26 protein-coding genes are annotated in these 19,643 nt (G+C 62.7%); 11 read left to right on the top strand and 15 right to left on the bottom strand.

The window, feature by feature from the left end; all coding sequences use genetic code 11:
• Window positions 1–58 precede the first annotated feature (58 nt).
• Entirely contained in the window at window positions 59–1,447 is a 1,389-nt protein-coding gene (locus tag NKJ73_RS13595) for an FAD-binding oxidoreductase (RefSeq protein WP_352569759.1), read from the top strand.
• 40 nt (window positions 1,448–1,487) lie between these two features.
• Here the strand turns inward: NKJ73_RS13595 and NKJ73_RS13590 are convergent, their stop codons facing one another.
• Window positions 1,488–2,423: a bifunctional helix-turn-helix transcriptional regulator/GNAT family N-acetyltransferase gene (locus NKJ73_RS13590; RefSeq protein WP_352569757.1), complete on the bottom strand. Its 936-nt coding sequence runs from the start codon at window positions 2,421–2,423 to the stop codon at window positions 1,488–1,490.
• Window positions 2,424–2,640: 217 nt separating this feature from the next.
• Between NKJ73_RS13590 and groES the strand changes: the two genes are divergently transcribed.
• Both groES and groL read left to right on the top strand, forming a co-directional pair.
• Window positions 2,641–2,937: a co-chaperone GroES gene (groES, locus tag NKJ73_RS13585; RefSeq protein WP_006203049.1), complete on the top strand. Its 297-nt coding sequence runs from the start codon at window positions 2,641–2,643 to the stop codon at window positions 2,935–2,937.
• A gap of 62 nt (window positions 2,938–2,999) precedes the next feature.
• The gene (gene groL, locus NKJ73_RS13580; RefSeq protein WP_352541606.1) at window positions 3,000–4,655 is read left to right on the top strand and encodes a chaperonin GroEL; all 1,656 of its coding nucleotides are present in this window, start codon (window positions 3,000–3,002) and stop codon (window positions 4,653–4,655) included.
• Window positions 4,656–4,901: 246 nt separating this feature from the next.
• Here groL and NKJ73_RS13575 read toward each other — a convergent pair whose 3' ends face one another.
• On the bottom strand, window positions 4,902–5,501 hold the full coding sequence (locus NKJ73_RS13575; protein WP_352517833.1) for a TetR/AcrR family transcriptional regulator: 600 nt from the start codon (window positions 5,499–5,501) through the stop codon (window positions 4,902–4,904).
• 144 nt (window positions 5,502–5,645) lie between these two features.
• Here NKJ73_RS13575 and NKJ73_RS13570 point away from each other — a divergent pair, with 144 nt between their 5' ends.
• The 3 genes from NKJ73_RS13570 to NKJ73_RS13560 are packed head-to-tail and all read left to right on the top strand — an operon-like array spanning window position 5,646 to window position 7,508.
• Window positions 5,646–6,608, top strand: a complete 963-nt coding sequence (locus NKJ73_RS13570) for a zinc-dependent alcohol dehydrogenase family protein (protein WP_352569826.1) — start codon at window positions 5,646–5,648, stop codon at window positions 6,606–6,608.
• 50 nt (window positions 6,609–6,658) lie between these two features.
• A complete protein-coding gene (locus tag NKJ73_RS13565; protein WP_352569755.1) occupies window positions 6,659–7,105 on the top strand; it encodes an OsmC family protein in 447 nt (148 codons plus the stop codon).
• A gap of 16 nt (window positions 7,106–7,121) precedes the next feature.
• On the top strand, window positions 7,122–7,508 hold the full coding sequence (locus NKJ73_RS13560) for a nuclear transport factor 2 family protein (RefSeq protein WP_352569753.1): 387 nt from the start codon (window positions 7,122–7,124) through the stop codon (window positions 7,506–7,508).
• A gap of 26 nt (window positions 7,509–7,534) precedes the next feature.
• Here NKJ73_RS13560 and NKJ73_RS13555 read toward each other — a convergent pair whose 3' ends face one another.
• Together NKJ73_RS13555 and NKJ73_RS13550 are read right to left on the bottom strand one after the other, a co-directional pair.
• A complete protein-coding gene (locus NKJ73_RS13555) occupies window positions 7,535–8,146 on the bottom strand; it encodes a LysE family translocator (protein ID WP_023677602.1) in 612 nt (203 codons plus the stop codon).
• 86 nt (window positions 8,147–8,232) lie between these two features.
• Window positions 8,233–8,652, bottom strand: coding sequence for a nuclear transport factor 2 family protein (locus tag NKJ73_RS13550; RefSeq protein WP_352569751.1), 420 nt, complete (start codon window positions 8,650–8,652; stop codon window positions 8,233–8,235).
• Window positions 8,653–8,816: 164 nt separating this feature from the next.
• Here NKJ73_RS13550 and NKJ73_RS13545 point away from each other — a divergent pair, with 164 nt between their 5' ends.
• Window positions 8,817–9,746, top strand: a complete 930-nt coding sequence (locus NKJ73_RS13545) for an AraC family transcriptional regulator (protein WP_352569749.1) — start codon at window positions 8,817–8,819, stop codon at window positions 9,744–9,746.
• Between the two features lie 37 nt (window positions 9,747–9,783).
• On the opposite strand, the gene NKJ73_RS13540 is transcribed toward NKJ73_RS13545, so the two are convergent.
• From NKJ73_RS13540 to NKJ73_RS13510, 7 genes are all read right to left on the bottom strand, one after another.
• On the bottom strand, window positions 9,784–10,122 hold the full coding sequence (locus NKJ73_RS13540; RefSeq protein ID WP_352569825.1) for a YkgJ family cysteine cluster protein: 339 nt from the start codon (window positions 10,120–10,122) through the stop codon (window positions 9,784–9,786).
• Between the two features lie 50 nt (window positions 10,123–10,172).
• Window positions 10,173–10,337: a hypothetical protein gene (locus tag NKJ73_RS13535; protein WP_352569748.1), complete on the bottom strand. Its 165-nt coding sequence runs from the start codon at window positions 10,335–10,337 to the stop codon at window positions 10,173–10,175.
• A gap of 1 nt (window position 10,338) precedes the next feature.
• Window positions 10,339–10,746 carry a hypothetical protein gene (locus NKJ73_RS13530; RefSeq protein WP_352503387.1) on the bottom strand — a complete coding sequence of 136 codons (408 nt, stop codon included), beginning with the start codon at window positions 10,744–10,746 and terminating at the stop codon, window positions 10,339–10,341.
• Window positions 10,746–10,973: a hypothetical protein gene (locus tag NKJ73_RS13525; RefSeq protein ID WP_023677608.1), complete on the bottom strand. Its 228-nt coding sequence runs from the start codon at window positions 10,971–10,973 to the stop codon at window positions 10,746–10,748. The genes NKJ73_RS13530 and NKJ73_RS13525 overlap by 1 nt, the downstream gene beginning before the upstream one ends.
• Window positions 10,974–11,317: 344 nt before the next feature.
• Window positions 11,318–11,527 carry a cold-shock protein gene (locus NKJ73_RS13520; RefSeq protein WP_010915421.1) on the bottom strand — a complete coding sequence of 70 codons (210 nt, stop codon included), beginning with the start codon at window positions 11,525–11,527 and terminating at the stop codon, window positions 11,318–11,320.
• A 439-nt stretch (window positions 11,528–11,966) separates the two neighbouring features.
• Entirely contained in the window at window positions 11,967–12,758 is a 792-nt protein-coding gene (locus tag NKJ73_RS13515) for an SDR family oxidoreductase (RefSeq protein ID WP_352569747.1), read from the bottom strand.
• A 66-nt stretch (window positions 12,759–12,824) separates the two neighbouring features.
• Window positions 12,825–13,286, bottom strand: coding sequence for a RidA family protein (locus NKJ73_RS13510; protein WP_352569746.1), 462 nt, complete (start codon window positions 13,284–13,286; stop codon window positions 12,825–12,827).
• Window positions 13,287–13,383: 97 nt separating this feature from the next.
• Here NKJ73_RS13510 and NKJ73_RS13505 point away from each other — a divergent pair, with 97 nt between their 5' ends.
• Window positions 13,384–14,235 carry a LysR family transcriptional regulator gene (locus NKJ73_RS13505; protein ID WP_352569744.1) on the top strand — a complete coding sequence of 284 codons (852 nt, stop codon included), beginning with the start codon at window positions 13,384–13,386 and terminating at the stop codon, window positions 14,233–14,235.
• Between the two features lie 18 nt (window positions 14,236–14,253).
• Here NKJ73_RS13505 and NKJ73_RS13500 read toward each other — a convergent pair whose 3' ends face one another.
• Together NKJ73_RS13500 and NKJ73_RS13495 are read right to left on the bottom strand one after the other, a co-directional pair.
• Window positions 14,254–15,009, bottom strand: coding sequence for an SDR family NAD(P)-dependent oxidoreductase (locus tag NKJ73_RS13500; protein ID WP_352472658.1), 756 nt, complete (start codon window positions 15,007–15,009; stop codon window positions 14,254–14,256).
• A 77-nt stretch (window positions 15,010–15,086) separates the two neighbouring features.
• Window positions 15,087–15,755: a glutathione S-transferase family protein gene (locus NKJ73_RS13495; protein ID WP_352569743.1), complete on the bottom strand. Its 669-nt coding sequence runs from the start codon at window positions 15,753–15,755 to the stop codon at window positions 15,087–15,089.
• Window positions 15,756–15,901: 146 nt separating this feature from the next.
• Between NKJ73_RS13495 and NKJ73_RS13490 the strand changes: the two genes are divergently transcribed.
• Entirely contained in the window at window positions 15,902–16,081 is a 180-nt protein-coding gene (locus tag NKJ73_RS13490; RefSeq protein ID WP_254820647.1) for a CsbD family protein, read from the top strand.
• 64 nt (window positions 16,082–16,145) lie between these two features.
• On the opposite strand, the gene NKJ73_RS13485 is transcribed toward NKJ73_RS13490, so the two are convergent.
• Window positions 16,146–17,276 (bottom strand): metallophosphoesterase, encoded by a 1,131-nt coding sequence (locus NKJ73_RS13485; protein WP_352569742.1) that lies wholly within the window; start codon window positions 17,274–17,276, stop codon window positions 16,146–16,148.
• A gap of 119 nt (window positions 17,277–17,395) precedes the next feature.
• Here NKJ73_RS13485 and NKJ73_RS13480 point away from each other — a divergent pair, with 119 nt between their 5' ends.
• Window positions 17,396–17,989: a hypothetical protein gene (locus tag NKJ73_RS13480; protein ID WP_352569741.1), complete on the top strand. Its 594-nt coding sequence runs from the start codon at window positions 17,396–17,398 to the stop codon at window positions 17,987–17,989.
• A gap of 62 nt (window positions 17,990–18,051) precedes the next feature.
• On the opposite strand, the gene NKJ73_RS13475 is transcribed toward NKJ73_RS13480, so the two are convergent.
• Window positions 18,052–18,645 carry a TetR/AcrR family transcriptional regulator gene (locus tag NKJ73_RS13475; RefSeq protein ID WP_352468363.1) on the bottom strand — a complete coding sequence of 198 codons (594 nt, stop codon included), beginning with the start codon at window positions 18,643–18,645 and terminating at the stop codon, window positions 18,052–18,054.
• Between the two features lie 150 nt (window positions 18,646–18,795).
• On the opposite strand from NKJ73_RS13475, the gene NKJ73_RS13470 reads away from it, so the two are divergent.
• Window positions 18,796–19,578 carry an NIPSNAP family protein gene (locus tag NKJ73_RS13470; protein WP_352569740.1) on the top strand — a complete coding sequence of 261 codons (783 nt, stop codon included), beginning with the start codon at window positions 18,796–18,798 and terminating at the stop codon, window positions 19,576–19,578.
• The last annotated feature ends 65 nt before the right edge of the window (window positions 19,579–19,643 follow it).

Genomic DNA, 19,643 nt, shown 5'->3' with positions numbered 1-19,643 from the left:
GATCCGGTGAACGACAGCGTCCTGTCCAACCGTGCTGGATCACGAAGGGTATCCCTCGATGAGCATGTTCAAGCTTATAGACGGTTCCGAGCCGACGTTGCAGGCGCCAGATATCGCCCGGCTCAGGCAGGCGATTCGCGGCGATCTGATCCTTCCGGACGACCCTGGCTATGACCAGGCGCGCAGAGTTTGGAATGGCATGGTCGATAAGAGGCCGGCGGCTGTCTTCTATTGCGCCGAATCCAGCGATGTCGTCACGGCCGTCAACTTCGCCCGATCGCAAGGCTTCCTCGTCGCCGTCCGCGGCGGTGGTCATAACGTCGCCGGCAGTTCGGTATGCGACGGCGGCTTGGTGATCGATGTGTCACGCATGAAGCGGATCGAAGTCGACCCGATCCGCCGTGTTGCGCGCGCAGAAGCCGGCCTAAACCTGGGCGAGTTCGACGCAGCCACACAGGCCCATGGTCTTGCGACGACCATGGGTGTCAATGCGGATACCGGCATAGCCGGACTGACACTCGGCGGCGGGTTCGGCAAGCTTGGCCGCAAACATGGACTGAGCTGCGACAACCTTGTCGCTGTCGAAATCGTGACGGCGGACGGCCGGTTGGTCACGGCAAACGCGGCCGAAAATGCAGATTTGTTCTGGGGCATTCGGGGCGGCGGCGGCAATTTCGGAATAGTCACCACCTTCGAATACAAGCTCCATCCCGTGGGTCCGCTCCTCATCGCGGGATCGATGCTATACCGCTACGAAGAGGCACGCGAAGCGATGCGGTTCTATCGTGCGTTCTCGAGCGGCGCCCCGGATGAGCTGAGCCTGGATGCAGCACTTGTGACGGCGCCCTCGGGCGAACGCTTCTTCAGCATATCGGCGTGCTACATCGGCCCACTCGACGAAGGCCAGCAAATCATTCAACCTCTGAGAGAGTATGGCACGCCAGTTGAGCGCCGGATTGCTCCTGTCCCCTATCTTCAAATCCAATCGGCCGGGGACAGCCTCTTTCCGCGCGGGCGGCGCTACTACTGGAAGGCGCAGTTCATGCGCGAAATCACAGATCAGGCGATCGATACCATGCTTGCGGCTTACATGACTGCACCCAGCGAATCGCTTCTAGTCCTGCAGCAGGTTGGCGGCGCCATCTCGCGAGTACCGATGGACGGAACGCCCTACGCCAACAGAGATGCACTTTACGATTGCTTCCCGATATCGATCTGGGACAATCCGTCTGACGACGAAACGCACATCCGATGGGCGCGCGACCTGTGGGATGCAATGAGACCGTTCTCGACCGGCGGCGTCTACGCCAATAATCTCGGCGAAGAGGGCACTGATCGGGTTCTGGCGGCTTACGGCGAGAATTATCCGAGGTTGGCCGCACTAAAGAACAAGTATGATCCCACCAATTTCTTTCGCTTGAACCAAAACATTAAGCCTGCGACCTGAGCGACCGCCCCAGGCCGATGCTCGAAATTCTGCGGCGCTGCTACAGCTCCAAATTCCAGTTCTGGCCGACCAGATCCTTGCCGAAGGAATGGTGGCGCTCCTCGTTGGTCAATTTAAAGCCCGCAGCCTCATAGATGTGGCGAGCGGCGGCGAGCACGTCGTTGGTCCACAGCGTCAGTGTCCTGTAGCCCCTGGCGCGGCAAAAGCCGACACATTCCTCGACCAGCCGCTTGCCGATGCCGAGGCCGCGCGCCGACGGCTCGACATAGAGCAGGCGCAACTTCGCCACCGCGTCCGACTGGCGCACGACGAAGACCGAGCCGACGACCTCCCCTTCCCGCTCGGCGATCCAGCTGCGTTCCCATTTCGGATCGAAGGATTTGACGAAGGCACCGAGGATTTCGGCGACCAGCGCTTCATAGGTTTCGTCCCAGCCATATTCCTGCGCGTAGAGCAGGCCCTGGCGATGAATGATCCAGCCGATGTCGCCGACTTGCAGGGGCCGCAGCATATAGGGAATTTTGGGTTCGGCGCTTCCGCCCAGCAAACGCTGCACCGTCTGCATGGCCTTGACCAGCCTGTCCTGTTCGGGAACTGGAAGCCGTTCGAGCAAAGCCGCGACCTGGTCGTGCGAACCCTGGTTCAGCGGCGCGAAGGCCTGCCGCCCGGCCTTGGTCAGCGCGATCGATGAGCGCCGCGCATCCGCCTCGATCGTGGCGCGCTCGACCAGATCACGCTCCTCGAACTTCTTCAGCAGCCGGCTGAGATAACCGGCATCGAGGCCGAGATCGCGCGCAAGGTCGGTGGCGGTCAGGCCATCGCGATGCGCCAGCTCATAGAGCACCCGCGCCTCGGTCAGCGAGAAGGTGCTTTTCAGCAGCCCTTCGTCGAGCAGCCCGATCTGGCGGGTGTAGAAGCGGTTGAAGGCCCGCACCGCGTCGATCCGCTCCTTGCCTGGGTGATGATGAATGGTCATGGCATCCTCCTCCCGGCAAGATCAGCGATTTAGTTGACTTGGTCAAGTATCCGTTTGAAGCAATTGTCCTGATTATGCCCAGCGGGCGCCTTGACTCGCACGAGCTGCCAGCCTATTTCAGCGCCACGTTAGCACTCCCCCAAGATGAGTGCTAACCACATGTCCGGCGCCGCCGGACGGAGGAACTGTTCTCACCATTCTCATCGAGGAATAAAAAATGGCAAAGTCGAAGTTCCGCCCGCTTCATGACCGCGTGGTCGTTCGTCGGGTCGAATCCGAATCCAAGACCGCGGGCGGGATCATCATCCCCGATACGGCTAAGGAAAAGCCGCAGGAAGGCGAGATCATCGCCGTCGGTTCCGGCGCCCGCGACGAAGCCGGCAAGCTCGTCCCGCTGGACGTCAAGGCCGGTGACCGCATCCTGTTCGGCAAGTGGTCGGGCACCGAAGTCAAGCTCAATGGCGAAGACCTTCTGATCATGAAGGAATCCGACATCATGGGCATCATCGGCTGAATATCGGCCTCACCCTCGTTTAAATCTTCGGGCTCAATCCAAGCCCCTGCCAGGAGCTAAAAATGGCTGCCAAAGACGTAAAATTCTCCCGCGACGCTCGTGAGCGCATGCTGCGCGGCGTCAACATCCTCGCCGACGCGGTGAAGGTCACGCTCGGCCCCAAGGGCCGCAACGTCGTCATCGACAAGTCGTTCGGCGCACCGCGCATCACCAAGGACGGCGTCACCGTCGCCAAGGAAATCGAGCTTGAGGACAAGTTCGAAAACATGGGCGCGCAGATGGTCCGCGAAGTTGCTTCGAAGACCAACGACATCGCCGGCGACGGCACCACCACCGCGACCGTTCTGGCACAATCGATCGTCCAGGAAGGCCACAAGTCGGTTGCCGCCGGCATGAACCCGATGGACCTCAAGCGCGGCATCGACCTCGCCGTCGCCGACGTCGTCGCGACGCTGATCAAGAACGCCAAGAAGATCAAGACCTCGGAAGAGGTTGCCCAGGTCGGCACTATCGCCGGCAATGGCGACGTGTCGGTCGGCTCGATGATCGCGGAAGCGATGCAGAAGGTCGGCAATGAGGGCGTCATCACCGTCGAGGAAGCAAAGACCGCCGAGACCGAGCTTGAAGTCGTTGAAGGCATGCAGTTCGACCGCGGCTATCTCTCGCCCTACTTCGTCACCAACGCCGAGAAGATGGTTGCGGATCTGGAAGACGCCTACATTCTTCTCCACGAGAAGAAGCTCTCCAACCTGCAGGCCATGCTGCCGATCCTCGAGGCCGTCGTGCAGACCTCGAAGCCGCTGGTCATCATCTCGGAAGATGTCGAAGGCGAGGCCCTGGCCACGCTGGTCGTCAACAAGCTGCGTGGCGGCCTGAAGATCGCTGCCGTCAAGGCGCCGGGCTTCGGTGATCGCCGCAAGGCCATGCTGGAAGACATCGCCATCCTCACCGGTGGCCAGGTCATTTCCGAAGACCTCGGCATCAAGCTCGAGAATGTCGGCCTGAACATGCTCGGCCGCGCCAAGAAGGTGTCGATCTCCAAGGAGAACACCACCATCGTCGACGGCGCCGGCAAGAAGGCCGAAATCCAGGGCCGCGTCGCCCAGATCAAGCAGCAGATCGAGGAGACCACCTCGGACTACGACAAGGAGAAGCTGCAGGAACGTCTCGCCAAGCTGGCGGGCGGCGTTGCCGTCATCCGCGTCGGCGGTGCGACCGAAGTGGAAGTCAAGGAAAAGAAGGACCGCGTCGATGACGCCCTCAACGCGACCCGCGCGGCCGTCGAAGAAGGCATCGTTCCCGGCGGCGGCGTCGCACTGCTGCGCGCTTCGCTGAGCATCAAGGCAACCGGCGCCAACTCCGACCAGGCCGCCGGCATCAACATCGTGCGCCGCGCGCTGCAGGCTCCGGCCCGCCAGATCGCGGCCAACGCCGGTGCGGAAGCATCGATCGTTGCCGGCAAGATCCTTGAGAACAAGGGGGCAACCTTCGGCTACAACGCCCAGACCGGCGAATATGGCGACATGATCGCCATGGGTATCGTCGATCCGGTCAAGGTTGTGCGCACGGCTCTGCAGGACGCGGCCTCGGTCGCCGGCCTGCTGGTCACCACCGAAGCCATGATCGCGGAGGCTCCGAAGAAGGAGTCGGCTGGCGGCGGCATGCCTGGCGGCATGGGCGGCGGCGGCATGGGCGGCATGGGCGGCATGGACTTCTAATCCAGCCAATCTCGCAAGCTTACGGAAAGGGCGGCAGCGATGCCGCCCTTTTTCGTTGATGTGGCGGAGATTGAGAGGCCGTCCGATCTCAAGTAAGCAGGCGCATATCCCGCAGGACGCGTCTGTTCGGCCACCATGCCGTTACTTCCAGGCGTCGCGGCGGCGCAGAACATCAATCGTCGAGCTGCAGCCTTGGCCCTTTTGGCGGAACGCCGCGCCGCCTTCGATGCGATGAAGGCATAAACGTCAATGCACCGCTGCGGTGGCACTCTTGGCCGGCAATGCCCCCTCAATCAGCGCCGCGACCTCATCGGCTACCGCCAGCACCGGGGCGCGGTCGTGGGTGGCGCGTGCGATCACCATCAGTCCTTCAAGCGATGATTCGACCAGCAATGCCAGCGCGTGCGCGCGCCGTTCGGGCACCCCTGCCCTGACGAAGGCCGCCCTGAGCAAGCCTATCCATTGCTCGAAGGCGGACCGGCACAACTCGGCCAGTTCCGGCATGTCGATCGGCGAGTCCAACACCACGGGTGCGATCGGGCAACCGAGCGTGAACCGATTGTCTTCCAGCATGCGCGCGACCGACTGGTAGATGTGGTGGACAGCCACCGCCGGGTCCTTTTCGGCAGCGAGCGCGGCGTCCAGCCTCTGCGTCACATCGGCGACGCTGTCGCGCGTCACTTCGATGACCAGCTGATCCTTGCCGCCCGGAAAGTGAAAGTAGAGCGAACCTCTCGGTGCGCCTGAGGCGCTCAAAATATCGTTGAGCGACGTGCCGTGGTAGCCGCGCTGCCTCAGCAGCAGCCCGGTCGTCTCGAGTATGCGGGTGCGGGTGTCGTTCGCCATGTCAACCTCTGTCAGGAGTGAGCATTATAGGCCTTGCATCGAATATGACAATCGGTCTATATAATATGTAGATCAGTCTACATATGCGAGAGGCAGATGCGCAGTTGTCGTCTTGAAGGAACCCGCGGGATCAAGTGCCTGGTGATGCGCGACGAGGCGCAGCCGACGCCGAAGCCGCACGAGATCGTCGTGCGTGTCCGCGCCACCTCGCTCAACCGCCGCGATATGATGATCCTCAACGGCACCTACCCGCTGGCGCCGCGCCAAGGCGTTATCCCGCTGAGCGACGGTGCCGGCGAAGTCGTTGCCGTCGGCGAGGCCGTCACCCGCTTTGCCGTCGGCGACCGCGTCACCGGCAGTTATTTTGCGCGCTGGATCGACGGCCGCATCAATGCCGGTCTGATCGACCAGCTTGGCTGCACGCTGGACGGGATGCTGGCCGAATACGCCGTGCTCGACGAGCAATGGGCGGTGCGGCTTCCCGATCATCTCGACTGGCAACAAGCGGCGACACTAACCTGCGCCGGCCTGACCGCCTGGAATGCCGTGACGGCGGCCGAAATGCCGAAGCCCGGCCAATGGGTTCTTGTCATCGGTTCAGGTGGCGTCGCGCTATTTGCGCTGCAATTCGCCAAGCTGCTCGGCTGCCGTGTCGTGGCAGTCAGCTCGCGCAACGAGAAGCTGGACCGGCTGCAGGCGCTGGGCGCCGACCTCGTCGTCTCGACCGCCGACATGCCGGAATGGGGTGCTGCGGTGCGCGAGCAGACCGGCGGCATCGACCTCGTCGTCGAGACCGGCGGCCCGCCGACCTTCGCGCAATCGATGATCGCCTGCGCGCTTTACGGGCGCATCGTGCTTCTCACCATACAGAATGCGAAAGGCGGGACGGTGCAGATCCCCGGCCCGGTCTACCAGCGCAGCCTCGCCACCATCAGCCGCCTGTTCGTCGGCAATCGCACCAATCTCGAAGCCATGCTGCGCGCCATCTCGGTGCATCGGCTTAGGCCTGTCATCGACAAGGTGTTCGCCTTCGACGAGGCCAACGACGCCTACCGCTATTTCCAGCAAGGCGACGTCTTCGGGAAAGTGGTCGTCGACAGCGCCTGACTGGTCCGCCCCAAAATCTGATCGACCCCTCAAATCAAAGGAGAGACACAATGACCATTCGTGAAGCAGAGGCCCAATGGCAGGGATCGTTGAAGGAAGGTTCGGGCCGGCTGAAGCTCGGCAGCGGCGTCTTCGAAGGCGCCTACTCGTTCCCGTCGCGTTTCGAGAACGGTCCCGGCACCAATCCCGAGGAATTGATTGCGGCGGCGCATACCGGCTGCTTCTCGATGGCGCTGAGCGCCGTCCTCGGCCGCGAAGGTTACACTCCCGCGCGCATCCACACGATCGCGAAAGCGCATCTCGGCGCCACCGCGGCCGGACCGACGCTGACCCGTATCGAGCTGGAGACCGAGGCAAGCGTCGCCGGGCTGGCGGCGGGGGAGTTCGAGCGGCTGGCGCAGACGGCCAAGGAGAGCTGCCTCGTGTCGCGGGCGCTGGCCGGCGTCGCAGTGATCACGCTCAAGGCCCGCCTCATCGAAACCGCTACCGATCACTGAAGGGAAGGAATATCCAATGACACAGGAACTCGTCATCGACATCGCCGCAGCCAAACGCTCCGCCGAAACGGCCGAGATCATGCGGCGCTACAACGACGTCTTCCAGCGCCACGACCCGTCGGCGCTCGACGATCTGGTGGCGGAAGATTGCGTGATCGAGAACACCACGCCGGCCCCGGACGGCGCCCGCCGCATCGGCAAGGGCGCCTGCGTCGAACTGTGGTCGGCGATCGCGACCGGACCCGGCACGCGCTTCGACATCGAAGAAACTTTCGTCGCCGGCGACCGGGCGACGATCCGCTGGCGCTACTGGATGGCCGACGGCAATTCGCTGCGCGGCGTCAACCTGATGCGCGTGGCGGACGGGCAGATCGTCGAGGCCATGGGCTACGTGAAGGGTTAGGTTGGCGCTGCCCGCGATCTTCCTGTCTACCGGTCCGCCAGCGCCAGTTTGGCGCCGAGCATGACAAAGGCTCCGGCGAAGGTACGGCGCATCCAGGTCAGCACCTTTGGCCGCGACACGACATGGCTGCGGATCGACGCAGCAAAAATGCCATAGCCGACAAAGACCACGAAGGTGAGCAGCATGAAGATGCTGCTGAGCTCCAGCATTTTCGACAGCGCATGCGGTTCGGTGGTGCTGACGAATTGCGGCAGGAAGGCAAAGAAGAAGATCGACAGCTTCGGATTGAGGATGTTGATGAGGATGCCCGAAGTGATCACTTTGCCGGCCGAGCGCGGCGCGACATTTTCTTCGACGCTCAGGCCGCCCTTCTCCTTCAGCGTGTTCCAGGCCATGTAGAGAAGATAGGCGACGCCGAGATATTTCAGCGTCTCGAAGGCGACGGCACTGGTATGCAGCAGTGCCGCGAGGCCGGTGATGGCGGCCGCCATGTGCGGAATGATGCCGAGCGTGCAGCCGAAAGCGGCAATGATGCTGGCGCGCGCACCACGCGAAAGCCCGGCGCTCAGCGTATAGAGAACGCCGGTACCGGGCGAAGCCACGACAATCAGCGACGTCAACAGAAATTCGATGCTCACGGATGGTCTCCCGGTGCTGGCCCTGCCGCCGGCAGCGTAATCAGCGAAACGTGCGGGCACAAGTCAGCCTGAGAGCCTATGCGCATTCAGACCATGCTGTTGGCGTGCAGCTTGCTATCGGCTATAGGCTGCCGAACTTCCCAGTGTTCGACCAGCTTGCTGTCCTTCAGCCTGAAAATGTCGACAATGGCTAGGCCCTCCTCCTCCGGTTCGCGTTTTGCGTGCATGTGCACGATGACGAAATCCCCTTCGGCAAAAATCCGCTTCACCTCTCCCTTCACGAGGGGAAATGACTGTTTGAGCTGCTGCAGATAGGCTTTGAAGCCTTCCGCACCATCCGCAATGTTCGGATTGTGTTGGATGTAGCGTTCGCCAAAATGCATCGAAGCAGCTTCGATGTTGCCTTGGTTTACTGCTTTGTCGATGAAGTCCAGGACGATCGCCTTGTTGGTGTCGAGCAAATTATGGGTCTTGGCTGGAACTGGATTTGATGGTTCGTCACGCACGTTTTTGCTCCTTCAGGTGCCTGCTTCTGCCTGTTGTGGACAGGAGCGTCCGCAGGCCCGGCCGACATTGCCAATATAATCAGCCACGCTTGTGAGATGGTCGATATGCTATTCGCCTGGATTCTTATCCAATCGTCTAATATCGTCTGGTTCATTGTCGGAGGATGGTTCTCATGGACGCCTTGTCCGAACTTCTTGCTTCGCTGCGATTTGGCAGCGCCATGATCGGCAGCGCGACCCTGCATCGGCCATGGGGTATTTCGGTGGATCCGACAAGGAATGCCGCCATCCACGTCATACAGAACGGCGAATGCTGGTTGCGGCTGACTGGTCAAAAAGAGCCGATCCGCTTAGGCGAGGGAGATGTCATCCTTGTCGCGAGCGGTATCGGGCATGCCCTTTGCAATCCGGCGGATGCACCGACGGCATCGATATCCGCCGTCCTTTCCGCAAATCGGAGCGGACTGGAACCGAAAAGCGAGAGCGACGCGACAACTCTTCTTTGTGCGAGATATTCACTCGACGGCGTCGGGCCATACCCGATGGTTTCGCTGCTTCCTCCGCTGATCCATTTGACCCGAAATCAGATTGGCACCAGCGAGCCGCTGCGGCTTGCCCTGGAACTTCTGCAGGTCGAAGCGAAAGGCGATCTCGGCGGCCACGACATTGTCGCCCCACGCCTTCTCGACAGCACGTTGATCTTCTTGTTGCGTGCCTGGATCGAACATCAGCCACTCGGAACAGGGGGATGGTTTGGCGCCTTGCGCGACAAAGGCATTGCGCAGGCTTTGCGCCTGATCCACGAGCGGCCGGGCAATCCCTGGACCATCGCTTCCCTTGCCAGCGGCGCAGCACAGTCCCGGGCCACCTTCGCGCGTCGCTTCGCTCAACTGGTAGGACAGCCGCCGCTGTCCTATGTGACCCGGTGGCGGATGAACGTTGCCGCCAAGGCTCTGCGGGAAACGAACCAGAACATTGGCGAGATCGGGCGCGCCGTCGGATATGAATCGGTGCCGTCGTTCTCGCAGGCATTCAAACGATTGACCGGACGATCGCCCGGCCTCTACCGCAGCGACTTTCGCGCATCTGATTGACGAAATTCAAACCGAGACGCCAGCCCGAGGGCCGTCATTACAGCGTCGGCAGACCGTGAGCCCGACGCGCGATCAGGCAGTCGTCATCGCCCGGCATGCAGGCGCGGCAGACGTCGGGGCGGATGTCGTAGATGCCGCAGGCCGTCGACTTGCCGACCTCGCCGCACAGTGCCGAACAGCGCGCGCCGTCGCAGCGCATACCGGCTTCGTCGGCAGCCACGTATTTTTGCGGGATAAGGTCGAGCTGCGCGTCATCCTCGGTGGAGAAGCGCGGCCATCTGGACGAGTAGGCGCAGCAGGCGCCACAGGTCTGGCAATCGAAGGCAATCGGAGCGGCGCCCTCTTGTGGCGACGAAAACTCCTCTGCGACCGCCAGGGCAAGCAGCCTTGGCGCAGATTTCCGGTCGGCATTTTGCTGCAAGGGCGCTATTTCTTCTTGGGCTTGCGCGGCGGTGCTTCCGCCGGCGACCTGAACAGATCGGTGCCCGCTTCGGCGGCTTCGCCGGTTTTTGGCGCGGCCGTCGGCTTGGCCGGCTTCACGGCGGCAGCAGGCGCTGCCGGCTGGCCCTTGGCGGAAAACTTGATTGCCATATCAATCCTCGTCAGAGAAACGCGATGATGGCGCATTCGGATTGCGAAGGCGGCCGATGAGCGCCGAAACGGCCGTGATGTTCATTTCTTCGGGCGACCAGTTCCTGGCTTCCTCGATGTGCCGGGGCGCCAGCTCGCGATGCGTGCTGCCGCTGTAGGCGGCATCCTGAAAGGTCACGCGCTCGCGGGTCTTGGTGTTTTCCCGGACGTATTCGATCAGATAATTGGGGCATTCGGCACGACCGCGCACGCCGAGCCGAACCTGGGCATCGCCGTGGACACGCCTGCAGCGCTCGAGCTTTTCGAGCACGCGCCGGACATATTCGACCGGCTTGTCTAGTTCGCCCACGACATCGGCGATGGTCGAATCTGCGGCGATCGCCTTTTGAGGCACGCGTTTGGTGGCCATCAGCGTTTGCCTGCGCGTTTCGGCGAGGCCGCGAGCGCAACCGCCGCCGCCATGTCGTCGGCTTCCTTCTCCAGGCGCAATTCGCGCAGCCGCGCGGTCTTGGCTTCGCGGGCCTGGCTGACGGCATCCCGTTCGGAATTGATGCGGTCGAGCGACATCGACTGGGTCCGCGTCTTGCTGAAAATGGATTCGGCCTGGTCGCGGGGTTTTTTCGAAGTTGCGGTCAAGGTCTTTCTCCCGGTTCGGAGCACGCCGCCGAAAAGTGGCGAGACTGGTCTTTCGGCCAGGATCCTGCACAAAGCAATACGGCAGCCGGTTTCAAATTGCTGGAACGTCCTTAGCACGTCCGGGCCGTCGAGCGGCGCTCTTTCGGCGATCGAAGCGCAAAAATGAAAAAGGCCAGGCACCGCCTGACCTTCCATGAGAGCGCCCGCGCATCCCGAGAGACGCGCAAGGAAACGTTCTTCTCATGCGCATGAGCGGGGACTTAACATCCCCGCGATCATGCGCTGGAATTTGCCATTCACCAGTGCCAGTACATCCGTGGTCACCGGTGAGGCTTAATTCCGTTTTAGGCCGCCTTCAACTGGTCGGCGGACATCTTGCCTGACTTGTTGTCGCGGACCATCTCGTAGCCAAGCTTCTGGCCCTCGACGATGTCGCGCATTCCGGCGCGCTCGACGGCTGAGATGTGGACGAAAACGTCGGCAGAACCGTCGTCAGGCTGAATAAAACCAAAACCTTTGGTGGCGTTGAACCATTTAACTGTGCCTGTGCTCATAACGAACCCTTTCCATGGCAAATATTCGTTCGCCGTCATGCGGATGCACAACAACGTTTGTCTCGATTTTGATGGGGGAAGTTCGCCAAAGGCGCGCCTAAGCACGCGGATAACAAAAGTCGGTCAAACAAATATCGACAAAATTCTTATAGACTTCTTTGCGCGTTGTGTCAATTTTTTTGATTTGCCACACTCGCGGAGACGCGCGGCGGCGGCCCGCGCCAGCACATCGGACGGCGAAAGCCGGGCTATTGCCCGCCGAAAAAACCAATCAGCCGGGAACCATTTTGGCACCGCGGGCATTCTTTCGGTGTCGAAAGCCGTTCTTGAAAGAGCGATCTTGAGAGAGGCGGACGACAAACAGGACGCCCCCCGCGCAGATAAAAGGCACGAGGGGCGTTCCTGTGATGCGACCATTCGCGCCGCTGCACCCTGCCCCTCACAGCATGGCCCGGCTGAACCCGCCATCCACCGGCAAAGCCACGCCGGTGATATAGGCGGCGTCGTCGCTGGCCAGGAATGCGGCAACCGCGCCGAATTCGGCGGGGGTCCCGTAGCGCTTTGCCGGGATTTCGGCCTGACTCTCGGCGGCGATCACAGCAGCGTCCACACCCCTGTCGGCGGCGTCCATCGCGTCGAACTGTTTCGTCCGGTCCGTCGCAAAACGGCCAGGCAGCAACAGGTTGACGGTGACGCCGTCCGCCGCCACTTCGCCGGCCAGCGTCTTGGCCCAGCCGGCAAGCGACGCGCGCAACGCATTCGAAGCGGTGAGGCCGGGGATCGGCTCGCGGACGGACGTGGAGGAAACGGCGATGATGCGCCCCCAGCGCCGCGACCGCATGCCTGGCAGGAAAGAAATGGCGATGCGCATCTGGCTCAGCACCATGCTGGTGAACTGCTTCTCCCAGACGCTCGCATCGAAGACGCTGGCCGCGAAGGGCGGCGGGCCGCCGCCATTGAGCAGGACGATGTCGATCCGCTGATGCTCGTCCTCGATGGCACGGATCAGCCGGGAGACGCTGTCGTTATCGGAAAGATCGGCGCTGAAGGTCGAGCAGACGGGGCCGGCGGACTCGATCGCGCGCCGCGCCGCATCCAGGGTCTCCTTCCCTCGTCCGGCCAGGATGATCTCGGCGCCTTTCGCCGCGAGCGCTTCGGCGACGCCGAAACCCAGGCCCTTGCCTCCGCCGAGAACCAGCGCCTTCCGCCCCTCAAAATTTGTACTTATCAAGCCAAGCCTCCCCTGGTTTCGCTGCGCACTCCCGGATAAGCCCTGAGTGCATGCTTTGGGCGTGCATCAGCGGACATGCACAATGGCGTCGGCTTCGACCGGAACATTGGCCGGCAAGCCGGCCATGCCGAGCGAGCAGCGGGCATGCTCGCCACGCTCGCCGAAAACATGGAGCAGAAACTCGGATGCTCCGTTGCCGACCTCCGAATAGGCCGCAAAGCCGGCCGCCGCGTTCACATAGACGGTCAGCTTGGCGAATTTCACGACGCGGTCGAGATTGCCGTCCAGTTCCTTGTCGAGCCAATAGACGATGTTGGCCGCGCAGAGCCGGGCGGCGTTCCGCGCCGCGGCCAGATCGATCTCTGCGCCGACCTGGCCGATCGCAGCGATCTCCTGCCCGATCTCGGGGATCTGACCGGAGACATAGACGATGTCTGCGACCCGAACCGTCGGCGAGAACGGCAAAGCGGGCCGATCGAGCGACGGCCAGGCGACACCGAACTCCTCAAATCTTCGTCTGTAGGACAAGGTGGCTGCTCCTGTTTTCGTTCGTGCGAGCAGACCTTGAATTCAGATCGGGCTTTCGGATAGCCTGATAGTGCTGACACAGCTATCAGGAATTCTTATGACTGGAGATATCGACGTCAGACTGCTGCGCGCATTCGTCACCGTGGCCGATACGGGAACGGTGAGCCGAGCGGCCGATCGGCTTGCCCGCACCCAGGCGGCGGTGAGCATGCAGCTTCAGCGCCTCGAGGGTGCAGTCGGCGCCGAGCTGCTGCGCCGTTCGCCGCGCGGCGTGACGCTGACCGAGGCCGGCGAGATCCTGCTCGCCTTCGCCCGCAAGGCCATCGCGATCGGCGACGATGCCAGGCGCGAGATAGAAGGCCGCAGGCTGGTCGGCCGTGTCCGGCTGGGCATCGTCGAGGATTTGGCGGTGACACGGCTGCCGTTGATCATTGCCGACTTCCGCCGCCGGCATCCTTCCGTGGAGATCGAGCTGACATCGGCCAGCAGCAGCGATCTCAGCAAGTCGCTGGGCGAAGGAAGATGCGACATCGTCATGGCCGATCCGGCACGCTTCACAATGGCGCCGCGAGGCCATCTGTCACGACAGCTGGTCTGGGCGGCAAGCCGCATGATCGAGATCGATGACGAGGTCGAGCTTCCGCTGATCATCTTCGAAGGCGCCTGCTCCTGGCAGGACAGGATGCTGGCTTCGCTCGCCGAGGCCGGGATCGGCTGGAAGATCGGCTGCCGCGTGTCGACCTTCGCGACACTGATCTCGGCGCTGAGGGCTGGGCTCGGCATCGGGCTTCTGCTGCAGGAAGGACTGCCGCCCGACTGCCAAAGCCTCAACGGACGCTTCAACCTGCCGCCGGCGCCGATGGCGGATTTCGGCGTCTATCTCGCGAGGGACCCGTCGCGGCTGGTCGAGGAGTGTGGCGATTTCCTGCGAGCGGGATTCGAAGCGTAGCGAAATATCTGACGCCGTTCACCGTTCCTGGTCGGTCGGGCGGATGACGATCTCGTTGACGTTGACATGTGCCGGCTGGCTCACTGCGTAGAAAATGGCCGCGGCGATGTCCTCGGCGGTCAGCGCCTCCATGGCGGCAAGCCGCTTATCCAGATCAGCCTTGAACGCCGGATTGGTGATGTGGTCGCCGAGCTCTGTGCGCACCAGGCCGGGCTCGATGACGGTGACGCGAACCTTGTCGGCGTAGACTTCGCGGCGCAGCGATTCGGAAAAGCCGACGACACCGAACTTGGTTGCCGCGTAGCCGCTGGCGCCCGGATTGGCGACACGGCCGGCGACCGACGAGACATTGACGATGTGACCCTTGGCGGCCCTCAGATGCGGCAGCGCCGCTTTGGTGACGCCCATCAGCGCCAGCAGGTTGAGCTCGACCATGCGGCGCCAGTCGTCGAGCATCGCCTCGGCGGCCGGCGACAGAAGCATCACTCCGGCATTGTTGACGAGGATGTCGAGACGGCTCCATTCGGCGACAACCTTGTCGACCATGGCCGTGACATCGTCATTGCTGGTGACGTCGGCCTCGATGCGGAGCGCCGTGCCGCCGGCCTTTTCGATACGCGCGGCCAGCGCTTCGAGACGATCGGCGCGGCGTGCGGCAATCGCAACCTTGGCCCCGGCGGCGGCCAGCGCCACAGCCGTTGCCTCGCCGATGCCCGAGGAGGCGCCGGTGACAAGCGCGACCTTGCCGGCCAGTGCGGAAGAAACAGCTGTCATTGTGAAATCTCCAAGGCCCCTGCCCGATCTTCAGATAGGCCGCGGGCCGCGAAGTGGAAGACCGGCTTTGCTTGGTTCTACTCGTCTGGGCCGGGCTCCGGCCAAGGCTCTTTCGCCGCCTCGGCATACCAGTGGCGCATCGCCGGCATCGAAAGCACGGCGTCGACATAGGCGCGGGTATCGGTTGCCAGCGTGCCACCATAGGTGTCGAAGCGGGTGACGACCGGCGCGTACATGGCGTCGGCCGCGGTGAAATGGCCAAACAGGAACGGGCCGCCTTTGCCGTGCTTTTCGCGGCATTGCCGCCACAAATCCTCGATGCGCGCCCGTTGCGCCTCACCTTCGGCGTCGAGCGGCCTGTGGCCTTTCGGCCGGCGCAAATTCATCGGCCAGCCATAGCGGACCTCGCGAAAGCCCGAATGCATCTCTGTCGCCGCCGAGCGGGCCAGCGCACGAGCGCCGATGTCGGCCGGCCAGAGCTTTTTCTCGGGAAACAGCTCAGCAAGATATTCAAGGATGGCAAGGGTTTCCCAGACGATCCGGACCTCGCCAATCGGCAGCCGATGGTTCAGCACCGGCACCTGGCCGGTCGGCGATATCCTGGCCAGATTGGCCGCGGTCTCGGGCGTGCGCAGGCGCACAAGACCTTCCTCGAACGGGATCTCCAGATGCTTCATCGCCAGCCATGGCCTCAGCGACCAGGACGAGAAGCATTTGTTGCCGATGAAGAGCGTGAATTCAGCCATTGTCCCTCCGGCCCTGTCTGTTCGGGCTTCTCGCGCACCCTATCCTGTCGGCTTCGCGGCCGGAAGCTATCCCAATCGACGGGCAGAACCCGGAACCTAAGCGATCCGCGACCGTTTCTCCAGGCGAACGGTTCAGGAGATGCGAGATGGTGAACAAGGATCAGGTTGCCGGCGTTGCCAAGCAAGCCAAGGGCTCGGTCAAGCAGACCGCCGGCAAGGCCACCGGCAACAGGCGCACCGAGGCCGAAGGCGACGTCGACAAGGCGACCGGCAAGATGCAGAAGGCTTACGGCGACGTGAAGGACAAGGTGAAGAAGGCGCTTTGAGGGTGGCCCTTCGCAAACCAGGAAAAGGCGGCTCGGCCGCCTTTTTTGCGTCCTCTCCTGCCCGTCAGAAAGTCAGGCTTTTGCTGTATGGATTGGTGAAGGTGACCTCGCCATGATCTCCTGCGGCTTCGCCCAGCACCACATCCATGCTGTTTCCGGTCACCCGCGCCAAGGCAAAGCCGCCCATGAAGGCGGCCTTCGGCTTGAACAAATCGAGCCCGTCACGGTGGTAGATCATCGGCGTCGCGTGCTGGTGACCATGGAAGATGCCGACGACGTTGTAACCCTTCAGCACAGCCAGCAGCGCCTGCCTGTCAGCTTCGCTCCACCAGTGCGGCGGACCCTTGCCGCCTTCGTCGAAGGTCTTCTCGGCTGCGTCCCATCTTTCGATCGAAAAAGTATCCCAGCCATAATGCTGGAACAGGATGACCGGGCGGCCGTCGCCGGCATAAGTCGCCAGGTCCTGCTTCAGCCATGGCAGGCTGCTGGCGGCGCCATGGCCGGTATCGCCGGCAAAACGGTGCGTCTGGACAAGATGCAGACCGCCCCAATCCCATGAATAGCAGTCGGTCCCGACGTCGTAGTCGGTCGCCGGCGCGGGCGGCTTGAAGAACACGCCGGGGCGGTGGTTGACCTCGACGTAGTCGCGCATTTCGCGGCGGTACCAGTCGACATGCGAGCGCGGGCCGTTCTGGTCGAGGTCGTGGTTGCCGAGGCCGACATAGACCGGCATGTGCACATGGTCGGGGCCGACACCTTGCTGATAGCGCTGGCTGAACTGAAGCAGCTGCGTGCCCTCGCTGGGCTGGATGATCTGGCCGCCGCCATCATCGGTGATGTCGCCGCCAACGACGAGGCCGAGCGGCGTGCCGATGTTGCCCGTCGAGCGCAGGCCGGTGGCAACGCCATCGATTTCGGTCGGCCATTGCCTGTCGCCGACGCCGTTGAGTGCGGCGACATTGCGCAGCAAGGCAGCGTCTGTCTTGCCCTCCTGCTCGCAATGCGGGCTCAATCCGTTTGCCATGCGGCAGGCATGGACATCGGCGATGAACAGAAAAGTGGCGTCGATCGGCGGGATGCGCTGGCCGGTCTGGCCGAAGGCCGGGTGCGAAACGGCGCCGGCCGCGGCAAGGCCCGCTGCCTGCATCAGGAAGCTGCGCCGGGAAACCGGCCGGGCGGGAATGCGATACATCATGCGCTAAAATTCAGCACGACGCGGACCGGCAGTCCAGTTGCTCGCAAAGTATGTCGACACGTTCTCCCAGGTCTGGCATTGCTTTCGGCATTCAACTTGCGCGGGCAGAGGAGGACGCCTTGAAAACTGCATCCATCGGCATGACAATGGCCATTCTGGCGGCGACGAGTGCGGCGCATGCCTCCGAGTGCATCGACGCCAAATCGGCCAAGGCCGGCTTCATTCTCGAAAGGCCCGGCATCCACAGCGAATTTCGACCGGCGGCGGGAGGAATGGTGGCCGTGGCCAACAAATACCAGTCGCAGTCGCCGCAGTCGCAGTACCTGTTCGGCGGGCTGATCGAGGTGTTCCGCGACAGCAGCACGGGCCAGCTGGCGATGATCCCGTTTTCCGATCTCAGGAAGGTGTTCCCGCTGAAGGCGAGGGCCAAGAGCAAGATCGTGTTCGCCCGCCTTGCACCGAACAAGCCGCCGAAGGGCACCGAGACGCTGGAGATCAACGTCAAGGGCAAGGAGACGTTCAGCCTGGGTGATTGCAAATACTCCGTGCTCGCGGTCAAGCAGACGATCAGGAGCGAGGCCGGCGAGACGCGGGACGAGTTTACCGCGCTTTACGCACCCGACCTGCAGGCAGTTGTGGCCAGGCGCTATGACGAGGGCACCAGTGCCGAAAGCGTGGTCGGCTACGAGCTGATCAAGCCGCTGCCGAATTAGGAGAGCTCGGCCTCCCCGCCTCGGTCGCGATATCAGCGACTGCGGCCTCTGTCCTGCCAGCGTTAAAGCGCTCTGTGCAGTATCCTGCGACGTCGCCTCGTGACTCCCTGTTCCAATGCCATCAGGCAATCGCGCAGCACGCTTGCGTCCTGCGCGGTCTTGGCCATCGACATGGCGCCGGAATAGCTGGCGACAGCCAACGCTGCGAAGCGCTGCGGATCGATGCCCTGCTCCCGGCCCGCCTGCTGGTCGGCCCTGATCTTGTCGGCGATCGCCTGACGCCAGGTAGAAAAAATGCTGGCAAGGGCAATGCGGAAATCCGGATCGGCAAGCGACAGTTCATGCGCCAGGTTGTTGAGCGGGCAGCCGCGCACGAAACCCTGCCGCTCCAGCTCCGCCGCGACGGCCGCGAACACGGAGCGCACGCCCTCGCGCGCTGAGGGAGCCATCCGCACCGGCGCGATCCATGTCTCTTCAACCGCGGCGGCGACCCGCTCCTCGATCACTGCGAGCGCCAGCGCCTTCTTGGTTGGGAAATGGTGGTGCAGCGCGCCGCCGGTGACGCCCGCCGTCGCCATCAGGTCGCCCATGCTGGACGCATGATAGCCGCGTGCCTGAAACGCCTCCTCGGCGACATCGAGCACCTTTTTGCGCATGCCTTCGGGGTCGTTGGTGCGTTTTTGAGCCCGCGGCCTTGGGCGAGCGGATATCTCTGCTGACATCTTCACACGATAGCAGATTGACAAAACAGGACAACCGGTCTGTTTTGTAAAACAGGATGACTGTCCTGTTTTGGAGATCGCGCAATGAACCTGCCTTTGAACGTTGAATCTAAATCCGATATGCTCGCCTCGCCCGTTGTCGAACTCAGGCAATACACGCTGGAACCCGGCAGGCGCGAGACGCTGATCGGCATCTTCGACAATCACCTGATCGAGGGCCAGGAAACCGTGGGGATGACCATCATCGGCCAGTTCCGCGATCTCGACCGGCCGGATATGTTCGTCTGGCTGCGCGGCTTCGACGGTATGGAAGCGCGGAAAACCGCTCTGACCGCCTTCTATGACGGGCCGGTCTGGGCTGCCTGGCGCGACGCCGCCAACGCCACGATGATCGATTCTGACGACGTGCTGCTGCTGAAGCCGGCCTGGCCAGGCGCCGGCCTAGACCTCTCGGGATTGCAACGATTACCCCAGGCAGACCTCGAAAAACCGAGCGCAGGCAGTGATTTGCAGGCAATTGTTGTCATCAGGATTCATCAATTGCAACCGGGCCTGGAGGCCCGTTTCGCCAATGACTTCCAGACCGCGGCCCTTCCGGTGCTCGCCGCATTTGGCGCGTCGCCGCTCGCCGCCTTCGTTACCGAGCATGCCGAAAACAGCTTTCCGCGGTTGCCGGTGCGGGCCAGCGAAAACGTCTTCATCAGCATCACCGGTTTCGCCAGCGCCGATGCACATGCCCGCCACGAGGCAGCCTTGGCTGCCTCCCCGGAGTGGCAAGTGTTCGAGCAGAGCGTCCAGTCACGTATGGCCAAGCCGACTGAGACTTTGCGGCTGTCGCCAACCTCACAATCGCTGCTTGGGCGGTGAGACGAGGCGAAGTTTCATACGGTGGGATAGGCAGGCGACTTGACCCCGAGTGCCGGCGGCGCTGC

Origin of the sequence: Mesorhizobium sp. M0074 (genome assembly GCF_040322975.1) — a bacterium.
Taxonomy (GTDB): Bacteria; Pseudomonadota; Alphaproteobacteria; order Rhizobiales; family Rhizobiaceae; genus Mesorhizobium.
Note: the sequence above shows the minus strand (reverse complement) of the source record. Positions and strands in the feature narration are given on the sequence as shown.

Coding starts and splice junctions, on each gene's coding strand:
- NKJ73_RS13595 (WP_352569759.1), top strand. CDS start 59: ATGAGCATGTTCAAGCTTATAGACGGTTCCGAGCCGACGTTGCAGGCG.
- NKJ73_RS13590 (WP_352569757.1), bottom strand. CDS start 2,423: ATGACCATTCATCATCACCCAGGCAAGGAGCGGATCGACGCGGTGCGG.
- groES (WP_006203049.1), top strand. CDS start 2,641: ATGGCAAAGTCGAAGTTCCGCCCGCTTCATGACCGCGTGGTCGTTCGT.
- groL (WP_352541606.1), top strand. CDS start 3,000: ATGGCTGCCAAAGACGTAAAATTCTCCCGCGACGCTCGTGAGCGCATG.
- NKJ73_RS13575 (WP_352517833.1), bottom strand. CDS start 5,501: ATGGCGAACGACACCCGCACCCGCATACTCGAGACGACCGGGCTGCTG.
- NKJ73_RS13570 (WP_352569826.1), top strand. CDS start 5,646: ATGCGCGACGAGGCGCAGCCGACGCCGAAGCCGCACGAGATCGTCGTG.
- NKJ73_RS13565 (WP_352569755.1), top strand. CDS start 6,659: ATGACCATTCGTGAAGCAGAGGCCCAATGGCAGGGATCGTTGAAGGAA.
- NKJ73_RS13560 (WP_352569753.1), top strand. CDS start 7,122: ATGACACAGGAACTCGTCATCGACATCGCCGCAGCCAAACGCTCCGCC.
- NKJ73_RS13545 (WP_352569749.1), top strand. CDS start 8,817: ATGGTTCTCATGGACGCCTTGTCCGAACTTCTTGCTTCGCTGCGATTT.
- NKJ73_RS13535 (WP_352569748.1), bottom strand. CDS start 10,337: ATGGCAATCAAGTTTTCCGCCAAGGGCCAGCCGGCAGCGCCTGCTGCC.
- NKJ73_RS13530 (WP_352503387.1), bottom strand. CDS start 10,746: ATGGCCACCAAACGCGTGCCTCAAAAGGCGATCGCCGCAGATTCGACC.
- NKJ73_RS13520 (WP_010915421.1), bottom strand. CDS start 11,527: ATGAGCACAGGCACAGTTAAATGGTTCAACGCCACCAAAGGTTTTGGT.
- NKJ73_RS13505 (WP_352569744.1), top strand. CDS start 13,384: ATGACTGGAGATATCGACGTCAGACTGCTGCGCGCATTCGTCACCGTG.
- NKJ73_RS13500 (WP_352472658.1), bottom strand. CDS start 15,009: ATGACAGCTGTTTCTTCCGCACTGGCCGGCAAGGTCGCGCTTGTCACC.
- NKJ73_RS13495 (WP_352569743.1), bottom strand. CDS start 15,755: ATGGCTGAATTCACGCTCTTCATCGGCAACAAATGCTTCTCGTCCTGG.
- NKJ73_RS13490 (WP_254820647.1), top strand. CDS start 15,902: ATGGTGAACAAGGATCAGGTTGCCGGCGTTGCCAAGCAAGCCAAGGGC.
- NKJ73_RS13485 (WP_352569742.1), bottom strand. CDS start 17,276: ATGATGTATCGCATTCCCGCCCGGCCGGTTTCCCGGCGCAGCTTCCTG.
- NKJ73_RS13475 (WP_352468363.1), bottom strand. CDS start 18,645: ATGCGCAAAAAGGTGCTCGATGTCGCCGAGGAGGCGTTTCAGGCACGC.
- NKJ73_RS13470 (WP_352569740.1), top strand. CDS start 18,796: ATGAACCTGCCTTTGAACGTTGAATCTAAATCCGATATGCTCGCCTCG.